We start from the raw sequence: 26103 nt of genomic DNA on the forward strand, positions 1-26103 counted from the left end.
ATAAAGGGGATAGCAATCATGTCGACAGCCGCCGCGCCGTTTCTGGCGCTTTCCTGCGTTGGGTTCATCGCATCGGCACCAGCGATGGCGGCCGATCGTGCGGCCGCGTCTGTGCCGGCCGAGCCTATCGGGGATGGTCAGGTCCGCGGTCAGGATGCGCGGCGTGAGACGGCACGGGACGAGATCGTCGTCAACGGCCGCCCAGGCGCCGCACCCGCCACGGTGGAGAGTCCCAAGGCGACCTCCGCGCTGCTCGACACGCCGCAGACGATCACGGTCATTTCCGACCAGACGTTGCGCAAGCAGAATCTGCTGACGTTGCGCGACGCGCTCCAGACGATTCCCGGCATCACCTTCGGCGCGGGCGAGGGCGGTGGCGGCTATGGCGACAGCATCAACCTGCGCGGCTTTTCGGCGAACAACGACATCACCGTCGACGGCGTTCGCGACTCCGCGCAATATAGCCGCACCGACCCGTTCAACCTTCAGCAGATCGAGGTCTATAACGGCGCCAATTCGGTGTTCAACGGATCGGGTTCGGTCGGCGGCACGATCAACCTCGTCACCAAGGAGCCGCGCGCGGAGGATCTGACGATCGTCCAGGCGTCGGTCGGCACCGACGACTATTGGCGCGGGTCGGTTGATGCCAATCGCCGGATCGGCGCGGACAGCGCGGTGCGGCTGAATGCGGTCGTCCACCGCAACGACGTGCCCGGTCGTAAGGTCGAGCGGTATAAGCGCTGGGGCATCGCGCCCTCGCTCACGATCGGCATAGATGGCCCGACCAGCCTGACCCTCGCCTATGTCCATCAGCAGGACGACAACACGCCGATCTATGGCGTGCCCTATTTCCGCAGCGGCGTGAATGACGGTCCGCTGCCGGGTGTCAGCCGCGCCGATTATTTCGGCATCGCCAATCTCGATCGGCAGAAGGTGACGGTCGACCGTTTCACCGCGACCTTCCGCCACGATGCCGGGGACGGGGTGTCGCTGCGCAACCTGACGCGGTGGCAGCGGGTCGGCCAGCGCAGCGTGACCAGTGCGCCGCAGGGCCTTTTCTGCCTCGCCTCGACCGGTCGCCAGCCGGTGGGCGCGAATGGATCGGCGACGGTCGGGCTGCCCTGCACCGGCACGGTCAGCAATGTCGCGGCCGGCGGTCCGGACGGAACGGGCACGGCTTTGTCCACCGTCGCCGTCACGGTCGCGCCGGGCTTCTACCAGCCGAGCGGTCCGCGCGGGCTGGTGCGCGACCAGGAGAACCAGCTCCTCTACAACCAGACGGACCTGCGCTGGGAACGGGGCGAAAAGGGCGGCGTGCGCAACGTCGCCAATATCGGCCTGTCGGGCACGATCGAGGATTATCGCATCGACACCGCCAGCCTGCTGCGCAACGCGGCGGGCGCGCCGATCCTGCTGCCGCAGATCAGCCTGGCCAACCCGAATACCGACTATGCCGGGCCGACCCATTATACGCTGACCGCCCAGTCCAAGTCGACGACGCGCAACCTGGCGGTCTATGCCTTCGACACGCTGGAGCTGGGCCGCTATTTCGAATTGAACGGCGGCGTCCGGTGGGAGGTGCAGGATGCATCCTTCCGGCAATTGCCGCTGGCGGTGACGCCGCCAGGCACGGCCCCGCTGACCGCGCTGCAACAGGCGCCGCAACAGAGCCATGAGCGGCTCTTCTCCTATCGGATCGGTGGCGTGTTCCACCCGGTCGCCAATGTCAGCCTCTACGCCGGTTATGGCAACGCGAAGACGCCGTCCTTGGCGACGGTGCGGCTGGGCTGCGGCGTGCCGACCGCCACCGGCAACACGCTGTTCCAGCCCTGCGACGTCGCGCCCGAAACCGCGCGCAATTACGAGGCGGGGGTGAAGGCCGGGCTGTTCGACCGCCGGCTGGAACTGACCGCGGCGGTGTTCCGCAACGAGCGGACCAATTACCGCGTCGCCAGCAACGACCCCGCCGCGCCGCAGGTGCAGGTGCTCGACGGGCGCAGCCGGGTCGACGGCATCGCGCTGGGTGCGACCGGCAGCCTGACGCGGCATTGGACGATCTTCGCCAACTACACCTATCTGGACAGCGAGGTGCGGCAATCCGTGTCCGACCGGTGCCTGGCGACGCCGGGCCTGAGCGGCTGCGGCAATTCGGCGGCGAACCCGGACCCGCAGCGCGGCACCGCCCTGCCGCAGACGCCGCGCCATTCGGGTAGCCTGTTCACCACCTACACGCTGCCCTTCGGTCTGGAGCTGGGTTATGGCCTGACCTATCAGGGCAAGTTCGCCACCTATTCGCCGGTGCTGGCCAATGGCACGCAGTTCCGGGTGGACGATTACCTGATCCACCGCGCCTATCTGGCCTATAGCTTCGGCGGCGGGCTGACCGCGCAGCTGAATGTGCAGAACGTCACCGACGCCAAATATTTCACGACCGTGCGCAGCAACGTGAACGCGACCACGGGGGCGGTAACCGGCGGCTGGGCGATGCCCGGCGACCGGCGGCAGGCGGTGCTGAGCCTGTTCTACAGCTTCTGATATGCTACGCCGCCCCGGCCCCGGGTCGGGGTGGCGACGGAGTGGGCCATGTTGATCGCGATTCCCGATGTTCTGGACCCGGCGGGCGTCGCGCGGGTCCGGGCGTTGATCGATGCCGGGGACTGGGTGGATGGCAACGTCACCTCCGGCCCGCAGGCGGCGCTCGCCAAGCGCAACGAGCAGCTGGTCGAGGACCAGCCGGCGGCGCGCGAGGCGGGCGGGCTGATCCTGGACGCGCTGGGCCGGTCGCCGCTGTTCGTGGCGGCGGCGCTGCCGCTCAAGGTGTTTCCGCCGCTGTTCAACCGCTATGCCGGCGGGCAGGATTTCGGCCTGCATGTCGACAATGCCATCCGGATGAAACGGGGCAGCGACTTCCGCATCCGCAGCGACCTGTCGGCGACGGTGTTCCTGGAGGACCCGCACGCCTATGACGGCGGCGAGCTGGTGATCGAGGACCAGTTCGGGCCGCAGGTGGTGAAGCTGCCCGCCGGCCATATGGTGCTCTACCCGGCGTCCAGCCTGCACCGGGTGACGCCGGTGACGCGCGGCGTGCGGGTGGCCAGCTTCTTCTGGTTGCAGTCGATGGTGCGCGACGACGGCGCGCGGCGCATCCTGTTCGAGCTGGATCGCGGCGTACAGATGGTCGCCGCCGCGCAGGGCCAGGGCGAGCCCGCGACGGTGACGCTGACCGGCGTTTATCACAATCTGCTGCGCCGCTGGGCGGACGCCTGACCGCCACGCCGCGATTGACGGGGCAGGGGCCATGGGGCAGCACCCCGCCATCATGAAAAAGGCAGGGGGCATGAAGACGCGCGGGCGCACCGCGCCGCTGGGGTGGATCGGGTTGATCCTGGCGGTGCTGATCCTGCCGATCGCCCTGTCGGGTGCGGCGCTGGTCGGCGGCGCGACGCTCGACCGGCTGCTGCATCCCGATCGCCATGCGGCCAGCGGCTCCCCGATGCTGTCGCCCGACCTGTTCGTCGATCGGGTGCGGCCGGTGCTGACGCCAGGGGCCCGCGTGGCCGCGCTGACGCTTGCCGGGCCCGGCGAGGCGGTCGTGGTCGCGACGACCGCGCCGGTGACGGGTGCGCGGGGCACGGACTATTATCTCGATCCGTCGACCGGCCATCGGCTCGCGGTGGCGGGACATGATGCCGGCTTGGTCGCCGTGCTGGAGCGTCTGCATCACGGCCTGGGACTGGGAAGCGCGGGGCGGGTGATCGTCGGCGCGCTCGGCCTGGCGCTGATGCTGAGCTGCCTGACCGGCCTTTATGTCGGATGGCCGCATGGCGGCGGATGGCGGCAGGTGCTGCGTCACCGGCGTCGGCGGGGCAGGCTGGCCGCCGGCCATCATCTGCTGGGACTGGTGTCGGTGGGTCCGCTGTTCCTGCTCGCGCTGACCGGGACCTGGCTGGCCATGCCCGCGCCGTTCGCGCGACTGGCGGGCGGGCCGCCCCGGCTCCGGTCGGAACCGTCCGCCCTGGCCCGGCCGATGGCGCGCCCCGCGCAACCGCTGGCGGTCGTGCTGGGCCGGGCCGCCGACCTGCACCCGAACGCCCTCGTGCGGACGATCCTCTGGCCGACCGAGCGCGATCCGGACTGGACGGTCGGCTTCGCCGATGCACGGATCGCGCCGGTCAAGGTGGCGGATGACACGGGCAGCGCCACCGCCGTCTCCGCCCATCCGCTCGACATGCCGGCCGCCGGTGTGCTCGACCTGCATGGCGGCCGGGGCCTGGGCGCGGTGTGGCGGGGCGTCCTCATCGTCACCGGCCTGTCCAGCGCGACGATGACGATCACCGGCCTGATCCTGTGGCGACGAACCCGTCGCCGCCCCAAGGACCAGGCCGTAGCGGGGATCGACCGCTGAGCGATCAGGCCGCGAACGCCGCCGCCGGCAGCGCGTAAAGCGAGGTGGCGGGGGCGCTTGCTGCCGCGCGCAGGCCCAGGGCCTCCGGCACGATCTGCTCCAGATAGAAATGGATGCTGGCGCGCTTCATCGTCTCGAAATCGCCCTCGCCGGTCAGCGCCCGGCCCTCGCGCTCCAGCAGCACGCCGCACAGCGCCACCGACATCATGGTCAGGAACGGATAGCTCGCCGCCAGCCGATCGTCCGCATCGGCGGTGGCGAGGCGGCGACCGATCGCGTCGCACGCCCCGACCAGCACGACCAGATCCTCGGCCTGTGCTTCGCGGCGCAGGTCGTCGATCAGCGCGGCGAAGGCCCCGCCATTGTCCAGACCCAGCTTGCGTCCGACCAGATCGGCGGCCTGGATGCCGTTCGTCCCCTCATAGATCGGGGTGATGCGGGCATCGCGGAAGAACTGCGCCGCGCCCGTCTCCTCGACATAGCCCATGCCGCCATGGACCTGGATGCCGAGCGAGGCGACCTCGTTGCCCAGGTCGGTGGCATGAGCCTTGGCCAGCGGCGTCACCATCTCCAGCCGGGCCTTGGCCGCCGCATCGCCCAGCGTCGCGCGATCGACCTGACCGGCGGCGTAATAGACCAGGGCGCGCGCCGCCTGGGTCTGCGCCTTCATGCGCAGCAACATGCGGCGGACATCGGGATGCTCGACGATCCGCACCGGCGCACGGTCCGCGCCGCCCGCCCGCGCCGACTGCACCCGATCGAGCGCATAGGCGATCGCCGCCTGGGTCGCGCCCTCCGCCACCTGCACGCCTTGCAGGCCGACGTTCAGGCGCGCGTTGTTCATCATCGTGAACATCGCGCGCATCCCGCCATGTTCGGGGCCGATCAGCTCGCCCACGCAATCGTCATGGTCGCCGAAGGACAGCACGCAGGTGGGCGAGGCGTGCAGGCCCATCTTGTGCTCGATCGACACCACGCGCACGTCGTTGAAGTCGCCGGGCGCGCCGTTCGCGTCGAGCCGGTATTTGGGCACCAGGAACAGGCTGATCCCGCGCGTGCCGGCGGGGGCGTCGGGCGTGCGCGCCAGCACGAGGTGGACGATGTTCGGGGCCATGTCATGGTCGCCGAAGGAGATGAAGATCTTCGTCCCCTTGATGCTCCACGTCCCGTCGCCGCGCGGGGTGGCGGTGGCGCGCAGCGCGCCGACATCGCTGCCCGCCTGCGGCTCGGTCAGGTTCATCGTGCCGGTCCACTCGCCGGTCGACAGATGCGGCAGATAGGCGGCCTGCTGCGCGGGCGAGCCGTGATGCTGCAACGCCTCGATCGCGCCGACCGTCAGCGTCGGGCAGAGCGCGAAGCCCATATTGGCGGTGCCCAGCGTCTCCAGCACCGCCGTCTGGAGCGCGAAGGGCAGGCCCTGCCCGCCCCAGTCGGCAGGTGCGCCGATCGTGCCCCAGCCTCCCTCGACATAGGCGTGGTAGGCGGCGGCATAGCCCGCCGGCATCACCACGCCGTCCGCCGTCCATTGCGCGCCGACCGTGTCGCCGACCCGGGCGAGCGGGGCCCATTCGCCGGCGGCGAACTGGCCCACCCCCTCCAGCACCGCGTCGACCGTGTCGGCATCGGCGGCGGCGAACCGATCGCTGGCGGCGAGATCGGCGAGGCCGACGATGGTGTCGAGGACAAGGCGCTGTTCGGCGACGGGGGGCGTGAAGGGCACGTTTCTCTCCGGGGTTTTGCGCTGATATAGGCGCAACATGATGGCCGAACCAAACCCGCTCGTCCGACGCTACGGCACCGCCGCCATTGCCGAGGCGGCCATGGCGATCCGCGCCGGCCGACTCGTCGCGATCCCGACCGAGACGGTCTATGGCCTGGCCGCCGATGCCGGTGATTCGGCGGCGGTCGCGCGCATCTATGCGGCCAAGGGGCGGCCGAGCTTCAACCCGCTGATCGTCCATGTCCGCGACCGCGCGGAGGCGGAACGGCTGGCGGTGTTCGATGCGACCGCCGCCGCGCTGGCCGACGCGTTCTGGCCGGGACCGCTGACGCTGGTGCTGCCGCTGCGCAAGGGCGCGCCGATCGCCGCGCTGGTCACGGCGGGGCTGGAAACGGTGGCGATCCGCGTGCCCGCGCATCGGGCGATGCTCGCGCTGCTCGTGGCGGCGGACCGGCCGCTCGCCGCGCCCTCGGCGAACCGCAGCAACGGCATCAGCCCGACCCGCGCCGCGCATGTCGTCGCCAGCCTGGGCGCGGCGGCGGAGCTGGTGATCGATGACGGCCCCTGCGCCGCCGGACTGGAATCGACGATCGTGGCGGGCGCGACCTTGCTGCGGCCGGGGCCGGTCACCGCCGAGGCGATCGGCCGCGTGCTCGGGCGGCTGGTGTCGGGCGGCGAGAAGCCGGCGGGCGACACGATCACCGCGCCGGGCCAGCTCGCCACCCATTATGCGCCCGCCAAGCCGCTGCGGCTGGACGCGCGCTGGGCCGAGGCGGACGAATGGCTGATCGGCTTCGACGGGGTGGAGGGTGACGACACGCTGTCTGCGAGCGGCGACCTGACCGAGGCGGCGGCGCGGCTGTTCGACGCGCTGCACCGCGCCGATGCCAGCGACCGTGCCCGCATCGCCGTCGCGCCGCTGCCCGCGACCGGCATCGGCGAGGCGATCCACGACCGGCTGCGCCGCGCCGCGACCCGGTAGCGGGGGCGGGTCGACGGACGCCGCGCACCGGCCTATGCCCGCGCGGGTGATCGATATCCCTGCTCCGTTGCGCCTGCGCCTGGACGGCGACGCGCTGATTGCCAATTGGCGCCTGCTCGACCGGATGAGCGGCGCGGCCGCCTGTGGCGCGGCCGTCAAGGCGGACGGTTACGGCCTGGGCGCATACGGCGTCGCCGAGCGTCTCGCCGGGGCCGGCTGTCGCGATTTCTTCGTCGCCACCTGGGCGGAGGCGCAGGCGCTGGCGCCGCTGGGCCTGACCCTGTCGGTGCTGCACGGCCTGCGGGCCGAGGACATGGCGGCGGCGCGTGCGGGGTTCGCCCGGCCGGTGCTGAACAGCCTGCCCCAGATCGCCCGCTGGCGCGCGGGCGGCGGCGGCGCGTGCGACGTGATGGTCGATACCGGCATCAACCGGCTGGGCATCGCCCCCGCCGACATTGCCGATGGCGCGCTCGACGGGCTTCGGGTCGAGACGCTGATGAGCCATCTCGCCTGTGCCGACGAGGATAGCGCGATGAACGGCGAACAGCGCAGCCGCTTCGCCGCGCTCGCCGGCCGGACCGGCGCGCGGCGGATGAGCCTCGCCAATTCGGCGGGGATCGCATTGGGGGCGGACTATCATTTCGACCTGACCCGGCCGGGACTGGCGCTCTATGGCGGGGTGCCGCGCGGCGACTATGCCGGGCGGGTGCGGCAGGTGGTCACGCCCGAGGCGCAGGTGCTGCAACGCCGTCACGTCGCGGCGGGCGATCCGGTCGGCTATAACGCCACCTGGACCGCGCCGCGCGATTGCGAGGTGGCGATCATCAACCTCGGCTATGCCGATGGCTATGTCCGTGCCTTCTCCAACAGCGGCTCCGCACGGGTGGGCGAGGCGGTGCTGCCGGTGATCGGCCGGGTGTCGATGGACCTGGTCGCGCTCGACGTCAGCGCCGCGCCCGATCTGGCAGAGGGGGACTGGATCGCGATCGACTATGACCTCGCCCGCCAGTCGGCGGTGAGCGGCCTGTCGCAATATGAGCTGCTGACGCTGCTCGGCCGCCGCTTCGGGCGGTGATCCGCCACTCATGAAAAGGGCGGCCACCATCGAAATGGTGACCGCCCCCAAGGATTCGAGATCGTCTGCCGATCAGAACTTGGCCGTGACCGCGACCGAGAAGCGACGCCCGATCTGGTCGTAATAGTCCTGGAACTGGTATCCCAGCTCGCCATAGGTGTTGCGGTCGGTGATGTTGTTGGCGACGAACTGGATACGGAACCGGTCGGTTACGTCACCACCGATCGCCAGGTCGAACACGCTGAGCGCCGAATAGGTGACATATGGATAAAGCTCCGTCGTCGCCGGCAGGCCGCTGGAGAAGATCTTCGTCTTGTTGCGCCAGTTCCAGGTGACCTGGGTGAAGAAGCCGTCCTTCTCGTACCGGGCCTGGAGCTGCGTCTTCCACTTGGGGCGGAAGAGCGAGCCCGCGGTTTCCTGCGTGTCGGAGAAATCACCCGAGGCCGAGGTGTTGTAGCGGATCAGGTGATAGGCGCTGCCGCGCAGGATCAGCTGGCCGACATTGCCCAGGTCGATCGGGTAGGACATCGCCAGGTTCAGCGCGCGGATGTCGATCGAGCCCAGGTTGAGGAAGCCGATCGAATAGCCGTTCGCCACCTGGAAGGCTGCGTCGCGCGAGAAGGAACTGCAGGTGTTGACCCCGATCTGCGGTGACGAGTCCGGGAAGGTCGGGCTGTCGTAGCAGGTCTGGATCGCCTGCGCCAAGGTGGTCGGCACGATCTGGTTGCGCAGCTTCAGGTTGATGAAGTCGGCCGAGAAGGTGAGCCCCGGCACCCAGCGCGGGGTGATCGCGGTGCCGACCGTCCAGCTCTCGCCCTTTTCCGGCCTGAGCGACGGCGTACCGTCATAGGTGCCCTGCAGGCCGACGCCCAGCGGAACATAGGTCGCCAGGAAGGCGTCGGCCGTGCCCGTGTCGTTGGCATTGCCGCTGGCGATCACCGCCGCGCGGCAGTTGTTGCGCCGGTTCACCCTCTGCGGACCCTGGTCGATATTGCCCTGGCTGCAATAATCGGTCGGGGTCGAGAAGCTGGGCTGGCCGCCCAGGAACAGCTCGGTCACCGAGGGCTGGCGGACCGAACGGGTGTAGTTGCCGCGGAACGAGATGTCGCGGATCGGCTTCCAGATGCCGGCCAGCGTGAAGATCGTCTGCGGATCGCCCTTGGCCTCCGGCGTGATCACCGTGCCGAAGCGGTTGCGGTACGAGCCGGCGCGGCCGCTCTGCTGCACGACGCGGACCGCGGGATCGAACTCCAGCGAACCCAGGAACGGCAGGAAGTCTTCGCCGGTCAATGGAATGCGGGCTTCGCCACCGATCTCATAGGTTTCGGTATAGCCGCCGAAGTTGGACGAGGGCGCCGAACGGCCACGGCCGAGCTGGTTGAGCTCGTTGCTGCTGAAGGCCAGCTCTTCCTTGCGATACTGAGCCGACAGCGCGACCGAGACCTCGCCGGCCGGCGCATCGAACACGCCGCCCGCCAGCGACGCTTCCAGGAAGGTCTGTTGCGACACGTTGCGGAACTGCACGTTCTGCCGGACATAGGCCTTCGACTCTTCCGACATGTTGTTGTAGCCGAACGGGTTCAGCGGCTTACAGCCGTTGATCTGCTCCTGCGTGATGGTCGGCGTGTAGAAGCTCTCGGTCGGCAGGCCATCGGCGCCCGGCTGGCGGACGACGTTAAAGGTGGTGCCGATCGGGGTGCGGCCGAGATACTGGCCGGGAAAGAGTTGCGCGCGGCAGACGATGTTGCCGTTCGCCACGCCCGTCGTCGCCAGACCCTGGTCGACCGCATCAAGGGCAAGCTGATACTCGATATCGTTGATCTGGCTGGTCCGGGTGCGCTGCACCGACCGGCCATAGGTGCCGGACACCTCGGCGCGCCACGCCTTGCCCAACAGGTCGAAGTTCGACCGGGCACCGCCCAGGATACGATAGGTTTCGCTGGTGGCGATGAACGGGTTATCGCCGAAGATGTCCTGGTTTTGGCGGGTGACGACGAAGTTGCCGCCATTTGTCGCATTCGCGGTCACGCCCACCGACGCCAGCACGGCCCGGCTCTGCGCGGTCAGATACGGGTTGTTGACGTTGAGCAGCAGCGGCGCGTTCTCGGCCGAGTTGGACAGGAAGTTCTGGCTGGGCGAGTTCTTCAGCGAGACGTTGCGGACGTTGGCATAGGTGTTCTCGGTGAACAGCGTCACTTCATCGGTCAGGTCGAACTTACCGTTCAGATTGGCGATGTAGCGATCCTGCTGCGTGCGCAGGACGATGTTCTCGATCGAGCGGGAGAAGCCGCCATTCGACCCCTTCGCCTGACCGATGGTGAGCGGCGTGGTCGGCGAGATGCCGCTGGCCAGCGTATAGGGGCGCAGGCTGCCGTCGGCGTTGAACTCCAAAGGCACCGATACGAACGGCAGCACCTGGTTCACCGGCACCTGCACGGTGCCGCCATTGGCGTTGGAGCGGACGGTGACCAGCGTGGTGTCGGTGTTCAGGACGCGCGGCACGCCGGGCACGAAGGTGCCGACGAAATAGTTGATGTTCAGGTTCGGATTGGCCGCGAAGAACTCGCGCGCGGTAGACCGGTTGGCCTGCAGCACGTTGAGCGCCAGCGTGTTGAGCTGGGTCGGGCTGGCCCCTGAGGGGGGCGTGACGCCGAACTGCGAGAAGACCTGTGCCGCTGTGACACCGCTCGGCAGCGCGGTCGGCGCAAAAGTGGTGAGAGGCAGGTTAGTGATAGCTTGCTGCCGGCCATTCAAGCCGTTGCCCGAGATATAGCCCGCGCCCGGCGTGCCCTGGATGACCTGCGCCGTGGTGCCGAAGAAGGCGGCATTGGGCGTCGCGATCGTCGTCGCCGCGCCTGCGGCGGTGGTCGCGTTCACGCGCACGCCGACCGGCGCCATGCCGTTGGCGAAGGTCACGAAGTTGCTGCGCGTGGTGCCGGACGCGATCGGCGTATAGGGGGTCGGTAGCGCAGAGGCGGCGACCAGCGAGTTGAGGACGGTGCCGTTGAAGCTCAACGACTGGTTGATGAACCCGGCGTCGAAGGCGTTGGCCGGCTGGCCGTCATCGGAGTTGCGCAGGAACGCGCCATTGTTGCTGCCGGTCACGTCGATGATCGCCGAGCCGAAATTCGGGTTGCGCACCGAACCGTTGAACGGGTTGGTATAGGAGTTGGTCCGCGCCAGGCGGAAGGCGCGCGAGTCGGCCTGGAGGCCGTCATTGCGGTTATATTCCACCGCCAGGGTCAGGTTGGCGCGACCATCGGCGAAGTTGCGGCCGATTATTCCGCTCAGCTGATACTGGGCCGCGTCGCCACGCGACGATAGGCCGCTCTGTCCGCGCACCTGCGCGCCGTCATAATTGTCGCGCAGGATATAGTTGACCACGCCCGCGACCGCGTCCGCACCATAAGCGGCGGCGCCGCCGACCGTCACCACGTCGACGCGCTGGATCAGGGCGGCCGGGATCACGTTGACATCCACCTGCGCGCCGGTCGCATTGCCCTCGACGAACAGCGAGGCGGAGTTGCCGGACACGAAGCGGCGGCCGTTGACCAGCGTCAGCGTGCGCTGCGTCCCCAGGTCGAGCAGGTCGACGAACCCTGCGCCCAGGCTTGCGGCCTGGCCGCCATTATTGCCGTTGAGCGGGCTGGCGCCCGGGCCGACCAGCGGCAGGTCGTTCAGCGCCTCGAGCGCGTTGGTGAAGCCACGGCTCTGGATCTGCGCGGCGTTGATCTGCAGGCCCGGCAACACACCATCGGTTTCCGGACGCGGGATGCGCGACCCGGTGACGATGATGGTGCCGTCCTCGCGCGTCTCGCCATCGGAACTGACCGTCGCATCCTGCCGCGTTTCGACGGCATCCTGGGTCTCGGCCGGTGCGGGCGTAGGATTGGCGACATTGGGAACGCCCTGCGCAAAGGCCGCGCCGGAGACGAGCAAAAGGGTAGAGGCGAGCGCCGAAGCGCCCAGCAAACGCGTGATGGACAAGATGGACCCCCTGGAACAGGCTTTGTGCCTTTCGACACAAAGGAACCTGAATCAGGGGGTTGGGCAAGACATCTCGACGCAACATGACAATTTCATGAACGGATGTTGCAGGCTTGCAACATCCGATCCGGCCCTATGTCAGTCGCGCTCGAGGCACATGGCGATGCCCATGCCGCCACCGATGCACAGGGTGGCGAGGCCCTTGGCGGCGTCGCGCTTCTGCATCTCGTAGATCAGCGTGGTCAGCACGCGCGCGCCGCTGGCACCGATCGGGTGGCCCAGCGCGATCGCGCCGCCATTGACGTTCACCTTGTCCGCGTCGAAGCCCAGCTCCTTGCCGACCGACAGCGCCTGCGCCGCGAACGCCTCGTTCGCCTCGATCAGGTCGAGATCGGCGACGGTCCAGCCGGCCTTTTCCAGCGCACGCTTGGTGGCGGGGACGGGGCCGATGCCCATCACCGACGGATCGACGCCGGCCGAGGCCCAGCTGCGGATCGTCGCCAGGATCGGGCTGCCGCGCTTCTCCGCCTCGGCGCGGGTCATCACCACGATCGCCGCCGCGCCGTCGTTCAGGCCCGAGGCGTTCGCCGCCGTCACGGTGCCGTCCTTCTTGAAGGCGGGGCGCACGCCCGACACGCTCTCGATCGTCGCGCCGGCGCGGATATATTCGTCCTGCTCGACGACGGTGTCGCCCTTGCGGCCCTTGATCGTCACCGGCGCGATCTCGTCCTTGAACCGGCCGGAGGCGCGCGCCGCCTCCGCCAGATTCTGCGAGCGGACCGAGAACTGATCCTGCTCGGCGCGGGTCACCTGATATTGTTCGGCCAGATTCTCGGCGGTGATGCCCATGTGATAGCCGTTGAACACGTCGGTCAGGCCGTCATGCACCATGGTGTCGACCAGGCTGACATTGCCCATCTTGGTGCCGCCGCGCATCGTCTGCGCATGGGGGGAGAGCGACATGGACTCCTGGCCGCCGGCGACGACGATCGTCGCATCGCCGGTCGCGACCGCCTGCGCCGCCAGCGCCACGGCGCGCAGGCCGGAGCCGCAGACTTGGTTGACGCCCCAGGCGGGCACTTCCTTGGGCACGCCGGCCGCCATCGATGCCTGGCGGGCGGGGTTCTGGCCCTGCGCGGCGGTCAGCACCTGGCCCATGATGACCTCGGACACCTCCTCGCCGGACAGGCCGGCCTGTTCGAGCGCGGCGGTGATCGCCACCCGGCCCAGCTCATGCGCGGGCGTCGCGGCGAAGGCGCCCAGAAAGGCGCCGACGGGCGTGCGCTTGGCGGCGGTGATGACGATGTCGGTGGGTGCGGTCACGTTGGAAAATCCCCTGGTGATAGGCGCGGCCTATCTAGGCATTCGACCGGTCTCGATCCAGCGGAGTAGCGCGCATTCGGCGGTACCAGCCGCAAATTTCCCGATTTCCGGCAGGATCTTGCCGAAGTTACTGCGCAGCACGGAAAAATGATGCGCAGCGTCGCTCCCCGTGTTGCGGCGCGTCAACCATGGTCCTAGTCTCCCCTATAAACAGCGAGAGGGGGGCATTGCCATGAAGAAGCCGAATCCGGGCGGTGTGGTCATCATCAAGAAATATGCCAACCGCCGGCTCTACAATACCGAGACCTCCTCCTACATCACGCTGGAGCATCTGGCGGCGATGACGCGCGAGGGCCGCGAGTTCAAGGTCGTCGACGCCAAGACCGAGGAGGACATCACCCACAACGTCCTCACCCAGATCATCATGGAGGAGGAGAGCCGCGGCCAGACGATGCTGCCGGTCAGTTTCCTGCGTCAGCTCATCTCCATGTACGGCGATTCGATGCAGTCGATGGTGCCGAGCTATCTGGAAGCGTCGATGGACAGCTTCCGCCGCAACCAGTTGCAGTTCCGCTCGGCGCTGGAGGGGGCGTTCGCCGGCTCCCCCTTCGAGGAGATGGCCAAGCGCAACATGGCGATGTTCGAGGCGGCGACCCAAGCGTTCAAGCCCGGTGCCGAGCCTGCCGCCGCCGCACCCGCATCGGCCGCGAGCCCGGGGGGCTCCGCCGCCAGCGCCGCCGCCAAGGACGACCAGATCGCGGCGCTCAAGTCCGAACTGGCGGACCTCAAGGCCAAGGTCGACCGGCTCGGTTCGTGATGCGGCGCACGCGCCCACGTTGAACCGGCGGGCGCCACGCCTACATGCGAAGCATGAGCGGGAACATGAATGAACGCGGTGGCGCTGCGCCGGTCTGGCACGGCACCACCATCCTGTCGGTCCGTCGCGGCGGCAAGGTCGTGGTGGTCGGCGACGGCCAGGTGTCGATGGGCCAGACGGTGATGAAACCCAACGCGCGCAAGGTCCGGCGGCTGGGGGCGACCGACAAGGACGGCGGCGCGGTGATCGGCGGCTTCGCAGGCGCGACCGCCGACGCCTTCACGCTGTTCGAGCGGCTGGAAGCCAAGCTGGAGCGGCATGGCGGGCAGCTGATGCGCGCGGCGGTAGAGCTGGCCAAGGACTGGCGCACCGACAAATATCTCCGCAACCTGGAGGCGATGATGATCGTCGCCGACAAGGACGTGACGCTGATCCTGACCGGGAACGGCGACGTGCTGGAGCCGGAGGCGGGGATTGCGGCGATCGGATCGGGCGGCAACTATGCCTTGTCGGCGGCGCGGGCGCTGGCCGATTACGAACCCGATGCCGAGACGCTGGCACGCAAGGCGATGAAGATCGCCGCCGAGATCTGCGTCTACACCAACGACCGGTTGACGCTGGAGTCGCTCGACAGCGCGAGCTGACGCGACCCCGCCTTTCCGACCTTCCCTGTCCGCCGATCAAGGCTTCTGATTCCATGAACGACCAACTGACGCCCAAGACGATCGTCGCCGCGCTCGATTCGCACATCATCGGCCAGTCCGATGCCAAGCGCGCGGTGGCGGTGGCGCTGCGCAACCGCTGGCGCCGCCAGCATCTCGACGCCGAATTGCGCGACGAGGTGACGCCCAAGAACATCCTGATGATCGGGCCGACCGGCTGCGGCAAGACCGAGATCAGCCGCCGCCTCGCCAAGCTGGCCGACGCGCCCTTCGTGAAGGTGGAGGCGACCAAGTTCACCGAGGTCGGCTATGTCGGCCGCGACGTGGAGCAGATCGCCCGCGACCTGGTCGAGGAAGCGATCCGGCTGGAGAAGGACCGCCGCCGCGTCGCGGTGAAGGACAAGGCGGAGGAGGCGGCGCTCGCCCGACTGCTCGATGCGCTGGTCGGCAAGGATTCGAGCCAGGCGACGCGCGCCGCCTTCGAACAGCGGTTCCGCGACGGTCATCTCGACCAGACCGAGGTGGAGATCGAGATCGAGCAGGCCCCGCAAATGCCGTTCGAGATGCCCGGCGGCGGCGGCAATGTCGGCATGATCAACCTGTCGGAGATGATGGGCAAGGCGTTTGGCGGCCCGCCGCTCAAGAAGCGCAAGATCAACGTCCGTGCCGCCTGGGACAAGCTGGTCGAGGAGGAGGCGGACAAGCGGCTCGACCAGGACGACGTCAACCGCGTCGCGCTGTCCAATGCCGAGGAGAATGGCATCGTCTTCCTCGACGAGATCGACAAGATCGCGGTCAGCGACGTGCGGGGCGGCTCGGTGAGCCGCGAGGGCGTGCAGCGCGACCTTCTGCCGCTGATCGAGGGGACGACCGTCTCGACCAAATACGGGCCGATGAAGACCGACCATGTCCTCTTCATCGCCTCGGGCGCCTTCCATGTCGCCAAGCCGTCCGATCTGCTGCCCGAGCTTCAGGGCCGTCTGCCGATCCGCGTCGAGTTGAAGGGGCTGACCGAGGCGGACTTCGTCGCGATCCTGTCGGACACCAAGGCATCGCTGCCCGCGCAGTACAAGGCGCTGCTGGCGACCGAGCAGGTCGACATCGCCTTCACCGAGGATGGAATCGCCGCGGTCGCGCGCATCGCCGCCGAGGTGAACGGGCAGGTCGAGAATATCGGCGCGCGCCGCTTGCAGACGGTGATGGAGAAGCTGCTGGAGGAAGTCAGCTTCAACGCCGAGGATCGCAAGGGCGAGACGCTGACGATCGACGCGGCCTATGTCGACGGGCAACTCGCCGGCATCGCGCGGAACACCGATCTCAGCCGGTTCGTGCTGTAAGGCGCGGCGGGCTCGGACGCTTCCCCGCATCCCATCCCGCCATCGCCGGGATGGGATCGGGGTATCGGTCGGTTCAGCCCTGCGCCAGCCGCCGTTCCACCCCCGTCCACAGCCGGGCCATCGCCTCCGCCGCCGGGCTGGTGGGGGCGAAGCGGCCGAGCGGCTGGCGGTGGACCGCCATCGCCTCGACCGCGCTCGCCATCGGGATCACCGGCCAGTCGGGCGCGGCGGCAAGCGCGGCGTTGTGCAGCGCGCGGCGGCGATCGACCATGCTGAACACCGGCAGCATCGTCGCGTGACGCCCGCCGGCCGATAACAGGTGCCGCGCAACCTCCTCGAAGGCGCGTTGCGACAGGGGGGAGGGGATGACCGGGGCCAGGATCAACGTCGCGGCGCGAATCACCTGCTCGGTCGTCTCGGTCAGCCCGGGTGGACAGTCCAGGATGATCCGGTCGTACCGGCCGACCAATGCCTCGACCAGGCGCTGCAACCGCCGCTTCTTGCCCAGTCCGTGGAAGAAATGGTCGATCCCGCGCAGCGACTGGTCGGCGGGTAGCAGGTCGAGTCGGTCGATGCCGCTCGGCTGGATCAGTTTGTCGGGCGAAATGTCGCGGGCGAAGACGGCATGGGCCTGGCCCAGCCCGATTCGCTCCGCCCCGAGCAGGAAGGTCGCGCCGCCTTGCGGATCAAGGTCCCAGAGCAGGGTGCGGCGCGCCGACAGGGTCGCCGCACACCAGGCCAGGTTCACCGCCATGGTGGTTTTGCCGACGCCCCCCTTCAGGCTGTAGACTGCGATCGTGGCCATGATCGCGAGGCTAGCGCGGGGGCGGGGGCGCGACCAGTGCCCAGCATCGCGCCCGATTGGGTCGCGCCTCCGCGGGCGGGCTATTGCCGTGACTTTATAGAGGCTTGATCGCCCGTTTCCGGCCGTGGATTTTTTCGCTCAGAAGGGCAGCCACCGCGTCTTGTGGGTGAAGTTCATATAGCCGACATTGACGCCCGCGCGCCAGCCAACGCCCAGCCGGATCGGGATCAGCACGACATTGCCGCGCCGCAGATAGGTCGCGGCGAATCCGCCGATCGCATAGAGACGCCCTTCCGCGCCGGGGAAGCGGTGGAACAGCTCCTCGGTGTCGTACAGATTGTAGACGAGCACGAACACCTTGTTGGCATCGCCGCCGACATCGAAGCCGACCGACGGTCCGGTCCAATAGACCGGCATCTGCCCCTCGACCTTGTGGGTCATCACGCCCGAGCCGTAGCGCAAGCCGACGACGAACGCGCCCGACGCCTCGCGCCCGGCGATATAGGCATTGGGGCGGCCCTGGTCCTTCAGGATCTTCTCGATGATCCCGGCCAGCCCTTCCGCGCCCTTGCCGAATACGCCCTCGCCCGCGGCCATCAGGTCATCGCGCTCGAAGGTGTCGGCGGCTTGAGTGGTGGCATTGGCGCGCGCCTGCTGCGCGGGCGGGCTCGAGCCCTGCGGCAGGGGCGTGGTCGTCTCGGGCACGGGGGCCGGTTGCTCGGCGGGCGGGGAATAGGGGCGCTGGCTGGCGGCGGGCGGCGTCGAGGCGGGCGGCGGCCCGGCGAGATCGCCATCGACGGCGCGATTGGGATCGATGGTCCGCACCTGCGCCGCGACGGGCATTGCGCCCATGGCGGTCACCGCCGCCCATGTTGTCAGCCACTTTACCATCATCGCCCCTTAGCCAGAACCGCCCCTGTCGAGGACCGCGCCCCGGTTAACCAACCCCAGCCTTGCCATGCAATGAACGATTGCACGATCCGTCGCATGGAAAGGCGGTTGATCCCGGGCGAAACGCTGGCTATAGCCGCCGCCTGCCGCATCCGGAGACGTGGGTGAGTGGCTGAAACCAACGCTTTGCTAAAGCGTCGTACGGGAAACCGTACCGAGGGTTCGAATCCCTCCGTCTCCGCCACGCTATGCCGGTGTTACCGGCACCTGAGGATTGCAGCGTTTGCCGTTGATCCTATTCCGGCAGCCACGTTCGTCATGATCTAGACTATGGATTGGCCGGTCATCGGGTAATTGGTCGCGCAAAGATTGCAAAGACTTCCGGTCTCAATCGTTAACCGGCAATTTAAGACGGACGCTCGTGACCGAGCCGCTGAAGAGTGCGGTTTCACGTCTAATTCAATTCGCGGAATACGGGATGCGGGCATTGAACTGAGCAATGCAACAACGTGCTACTGGCAATGCCGACACAAACCCATGTGAGAGGCACCAAGCGGTCATGGCAACAAGGTGATTAGTGCACTCCATAGAGCATGATCACAGGATTTCGCCTTGGGATCGTCATTGCGAGCGTAGCGAAGCAATCCAGGGCGTAACGCGCGCGGCCCTGGATTGCTTCGCTACGCTCGCAATGACGGCTTGGGTCAAGCCGACGTCATCCTGCTCTCACGGAATGCGATGGATCGCTACTTCGCCAGAGCATCCGGAGATGCCGGACGATCTTGTCGAATCAGCGTTTGGAGGGATCGTCGGCGGGTGGAACAGGTTGCTCGACGGGCGGACGCGATGCCGGAGCCTCGTTGGTCGGCACGGCCTCGCCAGGGGCGGCGCGCTCACTCTGTCGGGCTTCAGGGGAAGTGGGTGCAGGATCGTCGTGTGCGGTCGGGGTAGCGGTGGCACCGGGGGCCGGCACCTTCTGTTCCACCGGTTCGCGGGCGACTTGTGCCATGGCGGGTAGGGGAAGGGCGATGACCGCGATCATCGCAAAAGTGGAAATACGCATCGGCGATCTCCTGTCATGACGAAGGGGGCGTGGCCCGTTCAGGCCACGCCCCCTGCCGTTATTGATCAGCGCGGGGTCGTGCGCGCCCATGGTGCCGGTCGTCGTCCCGGTCGTGCCACCCATGGTGCCGCCGGTCGTCCCGGTGCCGCCCATCGTGCCGTCCGTGGTCGTGCCGCCCATGGTGCCGGTACCGCCCATGCTGCCCGACGTCGAGCCGGCCGTGCCGCCATAGGGGTCGGTCGTGCTGGTGCCGGTCGAGCCGCCCATGGTGCCGCCGGTCGTCGCGCCGCCGCTCATCTTGCCGCTGCCGCGCTTGCCGCGCGTCGTGCTGCGGGTGCCGGGCGTGGTCTGGGTGCCGGTGCTCTGACCGGCGGTGGTGCCACCCATCGTGCCCGTGCCCATGGTGCCGGTACCCATCGTGCCCGTACCCATCGTGCCGGTCTGGCCAGTCGTTCCGCCCGTGGTCGAAGTCTGGGCGGTGGCGATGGCAGGCAAAGCGAGCATCGCTGCCGCCAAGGGAAGGATGATACGCATGTTTTCTCTCCGATTATACGGAGCAAGTAACGGCGCAGACTAGAGAATAGTTCCTGTACTCATCCGCACTGAGCCCGGTGGAGCAACGCCTGATCGGCCAATACCAGCGCGACCATCGCCTCGACCACCGGAACACCGCGAATACCGACACATGGATCATGACGGCCGCGCGTCGCGATTTCGGTCGCCTCGCCGTCGCGGGTGATGGTCGGGACGGGGGTCAGGATCGAGCTGGTCGGCTTGAAAGCGACGCGCAGGCGGATGGGCTGGCCGGTGGCGATGCCGCCCGCGATGCCGCCGGCATGATTGGCCAGGAAGGCGGGACCGTCCGCGCCGGGGCGCATCGGGTCGGCATTCGCCTCGCCCGACAGGGCCGCCGCCGCGAAGCCGTCGCCGATCTCGATGCCCTTGACCGCGTTGATGCTCATGCACGCCGCCGCCAGCTCCGAATCGAGCTTGGCATAGAGCGGCGCCCCCCAGCCGGCGGGCACGCCCGTCGCCTCGCAGGCCACCACCGCACCCAGCGACGACCCAGCCTTGCGCGCCGCATCGATCACGCCCTCCCAGCGCTCGGCCGCGACGGGATCGGGGCAGAAGAAGGGATTGGCGTCGATCGCCGCATCATCGAACCGGGCGGGATCGATCGCGTCGCCGCCGATCGCCTCGACCCAGGCACGGATGCGGACCCCCGGGATCACCGCGCGGGCGACCGCGCCCGCCGCGACCCGGCTCGCCGTCTCGCGCGCCGAGGAGCGGCCGCCGCCGCGATAGTCGCGAAAGCCGTACTTGGCGTCATAGGCATAGTCGGCATGGCCGGGGCGATAGGCCTTGGCGACCTCGCCATAATCCTTCGACCGCTGGTCGACATTCTCGATCATCAGGCTGATCGGCGTGCCGGTGGTCCGCCCCTCGAACACGCCGGACAGGATACGGACCGCATCGGGCTCGCGCCGCTGCGTGGTGAAGCGCGAGGTGCCGGGCCGCCGCCGGTCGAGCCAGGGCTGGATATCGGCTTCGGTGAGCGGCAGGCCCGGCGGGCACCCATCGACGACGGCGCCGATCGCCGGCCCGTGACTCTCACCCCAGGTGGTGAAGCGGAACACCCGTCCGAAGCTGTTCCAACTCATGCGTCCTTGCCCAATCGCGTGAAGGCGGGCGCATGGGTGGCGGGGCCACGCACGCCGCAGGGGATCAATCCGCCCTGGAGCGGCAGCGCCAGCAGGAATTCGCCCGCATAAGGTGTCTCGAACCCCTGGGCGACATCGGCCTGGAAGCCGAAGCGATTGTAGAATTCCGGCTCGCCCAGCACGAAGCAGAGCACGACGCCCTCCATCTCCAGCCGCTCCAGCCCGGCGGTGATCAGCGCCTCGGCCACGCCGTGCCGGCGATAGGCGGCGGCGACCGCCACCGGGGCCAGCGCCACCGCGCTCACCGGCTTGCCGCCGACCTCGACGTTCATGCGGCTGAACGCGACCATGCCGGCGACGCGGCTCTCCTCCTCGTCCCAGGCGGTGAGGACGAGCACCATGTCGCCTTCCGCGCAGAGGTCGCGGACCAGATTCGCCTCATGCGGCGCGGGGAAGCAGGCGCGCAGCAGCGTGTCGATGGCGGCGACGTCCTCGCCGCGCGCGGGCCGGATCGCGATCATGGCTCAGGCCAGCGCGATGTCGGGCGCGTCCTCGGCCTTCATGCCGATGACGTTGTAGCCGGCATCGACATGATGGATCTCGCCGGTCACGCCCGAGGACAGGTCGCTGAGCATGTACAGCCCCGCGCCGCCGACATCCTCGATCGTCACGGTGCGGCGCAGCGGCGCGTTCAGCTCGTTCCACTTGAGGATATAGTTGAAGTCGCCGATGCCGCGCGCCGCCAGCGTCTGGATCGGGCCGGCAGAAATGGCATTGATGCGGATATTGTCCGGCCCCAGGTCGACCGCCAGATATTTGACGCTCGTCTCCAGCGCCGCCTTGGCCACGCCCATGACGTTGTAATGGGGAATGACCTTCTCCGCGCCATAATAGGTCAGCGTCAGGATCGAGCCGCCGTTGGGCATCATCGCCCGCGCCCGCTGCGCCACCGCGACCAGCGAATAGGCGGAGATGTTCATCGTCATCAGGAAATTGTCGAGCGTGGTGTCGTAATAGCGCCCGCGCAGCTGCGACTTGTCGGAAAAGCCGATGGCGTGGACGACGAAGTCGATCGTCGGCCATTCCGCCGCCAGCGCGGCGAAGGTGGCATCCAGCGCCGCCATGTCGGACACGTCGCAGTCGAACAGCCTTGCGGTGCCGAGCTGTTCGGCCAGCGGCCGCACCCGCTTCGCCATCGCCTCGCCCTGATAGGAGAAGGCGAGTTCCGCGCCTGCCGCCGACAATTGCTTGGCGATGCCCCAGGCCAGCGATTTATCGTTCGCCAAGCCCATGATCAGCCCGCGCTTGCCTGTCATCAATCCGTTCACGCCGAAACCCTTAAACTGGCGCCGCTCCCGCCGGTGCCGATGTCGTGTTGGGTTCCTGTAGCGCCTCCTCGGCCGGTTCCGCCAGTGCCGCGTTCAAATGCGCGCCGAATACCAGTCCCAAGCCGATGATGTAGAAGAACAACAGCATGACGACGACGCCGGCCAGGCTGCCATAGGTGAGGTCGTAGCCGCCCAGTTGCGACAGCACCACCGGCAGGAGCGCGGTCATCGACACCCACCAGACCGTCGTGAACAGCGCGCCGGGCCATTTGCGGCAGTCGCTATAGCGATATTTGGACGGGGTGACCGAATAGAAGAGCATGTAGAGCGCGCCGAACATCACCAGGCCCGGCACCAGGCGCGACAGGCCGATCAGCCCGACCCAGTCGCGCGCGAAGGGCAGCAGGCGATAGACGAACTGCTCGGCGGCGGTCAGCACGCCCTGCGCCAGGAAGGCGAACAGCGCGACCACCACCGACAGGATGATGACGCCCGACGACGACAGGCGCGACCGCCAGAAGGGCGCGGTCGCCTTCACGCCATATGCGCGGTGGAAGATGTCGCGGATCGTCTCGACGAACCCACCGACCGTCCACAGGCCGATCAGTCCGCCCAGCCACAGGAGCGATCCGGTCCGCGCCTTCAAGACGTCGGAGATCGGCTTCTCCAATATGTCGGCCACGTCGTGCGGCAGGACGTGGAGGAATCCCTCTACCGTCCGCACCGTCTCGTTGCTCTGCCCCAGCAGCGACAGCACGGCGGCCGCCACGATGAAGAAGGGGAACAGCGTCATGAGCGCCAGATAGGCGAGGTTGCCGGCATGGGTGAAACCGTCGTTGAACACGCCCAGCGCCGACCGTTTCAATATCTCGAAGGCATAGCTGCCCGGTCGCACCTTGGCAAGTTGCCGATCGAGCCTGGCGCGGGTCCTGCCATGATGATGGGCCCGCGCCTCCGGGGTCAGTTCACCGATATCGTCCACAGGGACGTCAGACGCCCATAAAGGCGCGCGGGTTCCCGACCTGTGTCGCGGCCCAGCCCTCGACAAAGTCGCGAAGCCCGGCATCCTCGGCCGGCACATCGACCATCAGCGTGATCAGCTGGTCGCCGCGACCGCCGCCTTTCTTGTGGAATCCCTTGCCCTTGAGGCGCAAGGTCTTGCCCGAGCTGGTGCCCGCCGGCACGGTCAGCATCACCGGATTCTCGACCGTCGGCGCCTTCACCTTCGCGCCCAGCACCGCCTCGGACAGCGCAATCGGCAGGTCGACGCGGACGTCGTCGCCATCGCGGGTGAAGAAACGGTGCGGCTGCACCTCGATCGTCACGATCGCGTCGCCCGCGCCACCCGCGCCGGGTTCACCCTTGCCGGCGAGGCGCATCTGCGTACCGGTCGCGACGCCGGCGGGCAGCTTCACCTCGATCGCCTTGCCGTCGCCCAGCGTCACCCGCTGCGGCGTCAGCGTCGCGGCATCGGTGAAGGGGACCTGCAACCGATACTGGATGTCGCTGCCCTTGGACGGCGCCTGCCGGCCGAAGCCACCGAACCCGCCGGAAAAGCCGCCGCCGCCCCGCGACCGGCCGCCACCGAACAGTCCTTCGAAAATATCCCCCACATCGGCTTCGCCGCCCCCGAATTCATAGCCCTGACTGCGAAAGCCGCCGCCGCCGCCGGGGCGCGGACCGCCGCCGCCATAGCCGAACGGGGCGGCGGGATTGCCGTCGCCATCGATCTCGCCCCGGTCGAAGCGGGCGCGCTTGTCCTTGTCGGACAGCAGGTCATAGGCATTGGTCGCCTGGCTGAACCGCTCGGCCGCCTTGGGATTGTCCGTATTGCGGTCGGGGTGCAACTCCTTGGCGAGCTTGCGATAGGCCTTTTTGATATCGGCCTCGGTCGCGGTGCGTGCCACGCCGAGAATCTGGTACGGATCTGCCATCGTTGGTCCCTGTATCTTACCCACCTATGTGGGGCAGACGTTCCGGCAGCGCAACGCGCTCGCGGCCCCGCGCGTTGGGTGGCGGAGGAGAAAAAACCATGACCGACAAGCAACCCATGCAGGCCGCCGGCGGCGACGGTGCCAAGGGCCGGAGCGACGGCGTGCAGGACACGCCCGCCAAGCAACAGGGCGGGGAGAGCGGCGGCGGCGCCTATCCCAACCCGCAAACGGACAAGGAGGATGCCGGCGAGAATAGCGGCTTCCTGGGCCATGGCGGCCAGACCGAGATCGATTATTCGGGCCGTGGCGGCAAGGCCGATCCCTCGGGCGAGAACAGCAACGCCGCCACGACCGGGGAATGATGTCCGGCCGGCCGGTCCCGGATGGGACCGGCCGGCTGAGCGTCGCAGGTCAGACCAGCAGATCTTCGGACCCGGTGATGTCGCGCGCCGCCATCTGCAACAATTCCTCGACGGTCGGATGGTACCAGGGCTGGTCGGCGAAGCGCGCCACATCCATCCCCTGATCGATCGCCAGCGCGACCAGATGGCCCAGATGCTCGCCCTCGGGCGCGGCGATCGAGGCGCCGAGCAATGTGCCGTCCCGGTCGGCATAGAGCCGGACCAACCCCTGCGTCGCGCCATCAACGGTGGTGCGGCCATTATCGGCCACCTTGGCGCAACCGATCCGAACATCGTCCGGCAGATCGTCGAACGCCATGCCGATCTCGGTCAGGTTCGGCTCGGTGAAGGTGATGGCGAAGGCGGGCAGGGTGCGCGGCGCCTCGCCGCCGGTGGCGACCGTCGCGGCGATTCGCCCACCGCGCGCCGCCTCGTGCAGCACCGGCCGCCAGGCATTGGCATCGCCGGCGACGAAGATGGCGCTGTCGCCGCAGCGCCGGCTCTGCGGATCGAAGAGCGGCGTGCCGTGATCGTCCAGTTCCAGGCCGGTCTGGTCCAGATCCAGCTCCTTGAGCTCCGGCGGACGCCCGGTGGCGGCCAGGATCAGGTCGACCAGGGCCGAGCCGCCGTCCCAGGACAGGCGGGCGCGGCCATCGTCCATCGGCTCGGCCTTCGCCTCGACGCCCAGGTGCAGCGTCACTTCCTGCCCCAAGGCCTTGATCGCGGCGGCGTTGGTCTCCGGATCGGCTAGACCGCCGATCGTGTCGCCGGGATCGAACAGGGTGACCGCCACGCCCAGCCGGGCAAAGGCCTGCGCGAGCTCCAGCCCGACCGGCCCCGCGCCCAGCACGGCCATTGCCTGGGGAAGGTGATCCAGGTCGAAGATCGTCTCATGCGTGTGAACGAGATCGCGGACCGCGTCCAAGCTGTCGGGCACGATCGGCCGGGCCCCGGTGGCGATGACGATGCCCTGTCGCGCGACGATTCGCTCCCCTTCTACCTGGATGTTGTCCTTGCCGGTGAAGAGGGCTGTGCCGTGGATGCGGTCGGCATCGGGAATGGCGTGATATTCCTCCAGGATCGCGTCGACGAAGCGGTCCCGCTCGCGCCGCACGCGCGCCCACATGGCGGCCGCATCGATCGACACCGGTCCGGTCTCGACGCCGAATCGCCCGGCCCCTTCGCAGGTTCGGGCCGTACGCGCCGCGGCGATCAGCAACTTGGACGGCATGCAGCCGACCCGCGTACAGGTCGACCCGCCGGCGCCCCGCTCGACGATGACGGTCTCCGCGCCTCGCGCCGTCGCGGTCTTATAGGCATGGAGGCCGGCGGTGCCGGCCCCGATCACGATCACGTCGCACTGCCGTTCGGCCAAGTCGCATCTCCATCGGGACGATCCATTGCGGGAGGAAAGACCCGCTCAAGCGGAAGAGCCGGACCATGGCGGCGGTTCCTCGCCAAGGCGCGGATTGTTGCTGCAGATTACCCGCGCAGTCTGGCGACCACCCCGGCCGACCCAACGGCATGACAGGCCTGCGACGAAAAAAAGTCGCATCCGTGACGAAAACCGTTTGACGGTTTGTGGTGTGATGATTAGAGGGCGCGTCACCGCAGCGACGGACCGGATGGTTTGGTTGGCTGCGACGCCGGACAGATCGGACGACCTGGCTTCCTGGAAGGGGGGTGGATGGTCGTTTGTTTGATGTTTCGGG

21 protein-coding genes and 1 tRNA gene are annotated in these 26103 nt (G+C 68.2%); 10 read left to right on the plus strand and 12 right to left on the minus strand.

Translation table 11 applies throughout. The annotated features are described in order from the left end of the window. The first annotated feature begins 18 nt into the window (after positions 1 to 18). From QE452_RS18095 to QE452_RS18105, 3 genes are all read left to right on the plus strand, one after another. Positions 19 to 2535, plus strand: a complete 2517-nt coding sequence (locus QE452_RS18095; protein ID WP_309659964.1) for a TonB-dependent receptor domain-containing protein — start codon at positions 19 to 21, stop codon at positions 2533 to 2535. Positions 2536 to 2583: 48 nt separating this feature from the next. After that, positions 2584 to 3267 (plus strand): Fe2+-dependent dioxygenase, encoded by a 684-nt coding sequence (locus QE452_RS18100; RefSeq protein WP_309659963.1) that lies wholly within the window; start codon positions 2584 to 2586, stop codon positions 3265 to 3267. 70 nt (positions 3268 to 3337) lie between these two features. Further along, entirely contained in the window at positions 3338 to 4405 is a 1068-nt protein-coding gene (locus QE452_RS18105; protein WP_309659962.1) for a PepSY-associated TM helix domain-containing protein, read from the plus strand. Between the two features lie 4 nt (positions 4406 to 4409). On the opposite strand, the gene QE452_RS18110 is transcribed toward QE452_RS18105, so the two are convergent. Next, positions 4410 to 6125, minus strand: coding sequence for an acyl-CoA dehydrogenase (locus QE452_RS18110; protein WP_309730479.1), 1716 nt, complete (start codon positions 6123 to 6125; stop codon positions 4410 to 4412). Positions 6126 to 6162: 37 nt separating this feature from the next. Here QE452_RS18110 and QE452_RS18115 point away from each other — a divergent pair, with 37 nt between their 5' ends. Then, on the plus strand, positions 6163 to 7107 hold the full coding sequence (locus tag QE452_RS18115) for an L-threonylcarbamoyladenylate synthase (RefSeq protein WP_309659960.1): 945 nt from the start codon (positions 6163 to 6165) through the stop codon (positions 7105 to 7107). Positions 7108 to 7162: 55 nt separating this feature from the next. Next, positions 7163 to 8182, plus strand: a complete 1020-nt coding sequence (locus QE452_RS18120; protein ID WP_309660126.1) for an alanine racemase — start codon at positions 7163 to 7165, stop codon at positions 8180 to 8182. Positions 8183 to 8254: 72 nt separating this feature from the next. Here the strand turns inward: QE452_RS18120 and QE452_RS18125 are convergent, their stop codons facing one another. Beyond that, positions 8255 to 12169 (minus strand): TonB-dependent receptor domain-containing protein, encoded by a 3915-nt coding sequence (locus QE452_RS18125; protein ID WP_309659959.1) that lies wholly within the window; start codon positions 12167 to 12169, stop codon positions 8255 to 8257. 138 nt (positions 12170 to 12307) lie between these two features. Beyond that, complete coding sequence (locus QE452_RS18130; protein WP_309659958.1) at positions 12308 to 13492, minus strand: acetyl-CoA C-acetyltransferase; 1185 nt, start codon at positions 13490 to 13492, stop codon at positions 12308 to 12310. Between the two features lie 232 nt (positions 13493 to 13724). On the opposite strand from QE452_RS18130, the gene phaR reads away from it, so the two are divergent. From phaR to hslU, 3 genes are all read left to right on the plus strand, one after another. Further along, on the plus strand, positions 13725 to 14309 hold the full coding sequence (gene phaR / locus QE452_RS18135) for a polyhydroxyalkanoate synthesis repressor PhaR (RefSeq protein WP_309659957.1): 585 nt from the start codon (positions 13725 to 13727) through the stop codon (positions 14307 to 14309). Between the two features lie 65 nt (positions 14310 to 14374). Next, positions 14375 to 14953 (plus strand): ATP-dependent protease subunit HslV, encoded by a 579-nt coding sequence (gene hslV / locus QE452_RS18140; protein WP_125993675.1) that lies wholly within the window; start codon positions 14375 to 14377, stop codon positions 14951 to 14953. A gap of 53 nt (positions 14954 to 15006) precedes the next feature. Further along, positions 15007 to 16308: an ATP-dependent protease ATPase subunit HslU gene (gene hslU, locus QE452_RS18145; protein WP_309659956.1), complete on the plus strand. Its 1302-nt coding sequence runs from the start codon at positions 15007 to 15009 to the stop codon at positions 16306 to 16308. Between the two features lie 73 nt (positions 16309 to 16381). Here the strand turns inward: hslU and QE452_RS18150 are convergent, their stop codons facing one another. Together QE452_RS18150 and QE452_RS18155 are read right to left on the minus strand one after the other, a co-directional pair. Continuing rightward, positions 16382 to 17113, minus strand: coding sequence for a ParA family protein (locus tag QE452_RS18150; RefSeq protein WP_309659955.1), 732 nt, complete (start codon positions 17111 to 17113; stop codon positions 16382 to 16384). A gap of 138 nt (positions 17114 to 17251) precedes the next feature. After that, positions 17252 to 18004, minus strand: coding sequence for an EipA family protein (locus tag QE452_RS18155; protein WP_309659954.1), 753 nt, complete (start codon positions 18002 to 18004; stop codon positions 17252 to 17254). Between the two features lie 154 nt (positions 18005 to 18158). Here QE452_RS18155 and QE452_RS18160 point away from each other — a divergent pair. Further along, positions 18159 to 18248: transfer RNA gene (locus QE452_RS18160), tRNA-Ser, on the plus strand. Between the two features lie 546 nt (positions 18249 to 18794). Here the strand turns inward: QE452_RS18160 and QE452_RS18165 are convergent. The 6 genes from QE452_RS18165 to QE452_RS18190 are packed head-to-tail and all read right to left on the minus strand — an operon-like array spanning position 18795 to position 23990. Beyond that, entirely contained in the window at positions 18795 to 19601 is an 807-nt protein-coding gene (locus tag QE452_RS18165; RefSeq protein WP_309730482.1) for a hypothetical protein, read from the minus strand. A gap of 59 nt (positions 19602 to 19660) precedes the next feature. After that, a complete protein-coding gene (gene aroC / locus QE452_RS18170; RefSeq protein WP_309659951.1) occupies positions 19661 to 20728 on the minus strand; it encodes a chorismate synthase in 1068 nt (355 codons plus the stop codon). Further along, entirely contained in the window at positions 20725 to 21249 is a 525-nt protein-coding gene (locus tag QE452_RS18175; RefSeq protein WP_125993495.1) for a GNAT family N-acetyltransferase, read from the minus strand. Before QE452_RS18175 ends, aroC begins: the two co-directional genes overlap by 4 nt. 3 nt (positions 21250 to 21252) lie before the next feature. Beyond that, positions 21253 to 22056, minus strand: coding sequence for an enoyl-ACP reductase FabI (fabI, locus tag QE452_RS18180; protein WP_309659950.1), 804 nt, complete (start codon positions 22054 to 22056; stop codon positions 21253 to 21255). Between the two features lie 10 nt (positions 22057 to 22066). Further along, positions 22067 to 23038 carry a YihY/virulence factor BrkB family protein gene (locus QE452_RS18185; RefSeq protein WP_405052782.1) on the minus strand — a complete coding sequence of 324 codons (972 nt, stop codon included), beginning with the start codon at positions 23036 to 23038 and terminating at the stop codon, positions 22067 to 22069. A gap of 7 nt (positions 23039 to 23045) precedes the next feature. Next, positions 23046 to 23990 (minus strand): DnaJ C-terminal domain-containing protein, encoded by a 945-nt coding sequence (locus QE452_RS18190; RefSeq protein WP_309659949.1) that lies wholly within the window; start codon positions 23988 to 23990, stop codon positions 23046 to 23048. 98 nt (positions 23991 to 24088) lie between these two features. On the opposite strand from QE452_RS18190, the gene QE452_RS18195 reads away from it, so the two are divergent. Beyond that, positions 24089 to 24352 carry a hypothetical protein gene (locus QE452_RS18195; RefSeq protein WP_309659948.1) on the plus strand — a complete coding sequence of 88 codons (264 nt, stop codon included), beginning with the start codon at positions 24089 to 24091 and terminating at the stop codon, positions 24350 to 24352. A gap of 49 nt (positions 24353 to 24401) precedes the next feature. Here the strand turns inward: QE452_RS18195 and QE452_RS18200 are convergent, their stop codons facing one another. Further along, positions 24402 to 25766, minus strand: a complete 1365-nt coding sequence (locus QE452_RS18200) for a dihydrolipoyl dehydrogenase (protein WP_309659947.1) — start codon at positions 25764 to 25766, stop codon at positions 24402 to 24404. Positions 25767 to 26103: the final 337 nt, after the last annotated feature.

This window comes from Sphingomonas sp. SORGH_AS_0438 (assembly GCF_031453475.1).
GTDB lineage: Bacteria > Pseudomonadota > Alphaproteobacteria > Sphingomonadales > Sphingomonadaceae > Sphingomonas.

What these genes read in the sequence shown, in the direction of transcription:
- QE452_RS18095 (WP_309659964.1), top strand. Translation starts at nt 19, where the DNA reads ATGTCGACAGCCGCCGCGCCGTTTCTGGCGCTTTCCTGCGTTGGGTTC.
- QE452_RS18100 (WP_309659963.1), top strand. Translation starts at nt 2,584, where the DNA reads ATGTTGATCGCGATTCCCGATGTTCTGGACCCGGCGGGCGTCGCGCGG.
- QE452_RS18105 (WP_309659962.1), top strand. Translation starts at nt 3,338, where the DNA reads ATGAAGACGCGCGGGCGCACCGCGCCGCTGGGGTGGATCGGGTTGATC.
- QE452_RS18115 (WP_309659960.1), top strand. Translation starts at nt 6,163, where the DNA reads ATGATGGCCGAACCAAACCCGCTCGTCCGACGCTACGGCACCGCCGCC.
- phaR (WP_309659957.1), top strand. Translation starts at nt 13,725, where the DNA reads ATGAAGAAGCCGAATCCGGGCGGTGTGGTCATCATCAAGAAATATGCC.
- hslV (WP_125993675.1), top strand. Translation starts at nt 14,375, where the DNA reads ATGAATGAACGCGGTGGCGCTGCGCCGGTCTGGCACGGCACCACCATC.
- hslU (WP_309659956.1), top strand. Translation starts at nt 15,007, where the DNA reads ATGAACGACCAACTGACGCCCAAGACGATCGTCGCCGCGCTCGATTCG.
- QE452_RS18150 (WP_309659955.1), bottom strand. Translation starts at nt 17,113, where the DNA reads ATGGCCACGATCGCAGTCTACAGCCTGAAGGGGGGCGTCGGCAAAACC.
- QE452_RS18155 (WP_309659954.1), bottom strand. Translation starts at nt 18,004, where the DNA reads ATGGTAAAGTGGCTGACAACATGGGCGGCGGTGACCGCCATGGGCGCA.
- QE452_RS18165 (WP_309730482.1), bottom strand. Translation starts at nt 19,601, where the DNA reads ATGCGTATCATCCTTCCCTTGGCGGCAGCGATGCTCGCTTTGCCTGCC.
- aroC (WP_309659951.1), bottom strand. Translation starts at nt 20,728, where the DNA reads ATGAGTTGGAACAGCTTCGGACGGGTGTTCCGCTTCACCACCTGGGGT.
- QE452_RS18175 (WP_125993495.1), bottom strand. Translation starts at nt 21,249, where the DNA reads ATGATCGCGATCCGGCCCGCGCGCGGCGAGGACGTCGCCGCCATCGAC.
- QE452_RS18190 (WP_309659949.1), bottom strand. Translation starts at nt 23,990, where the DNA reads ATGGCAGATCCGTACCAGATTCTCGGCGTGGCACGCACCGCGACCGAG.
- QE452_RS18195 (WP_309659948.1), top strand. Translation starts at nt 24,089, where the DNA reads ATGACCGACAAGCAACCCATGCAGGCCGCCGGCGGCGACGGTGCCAAG.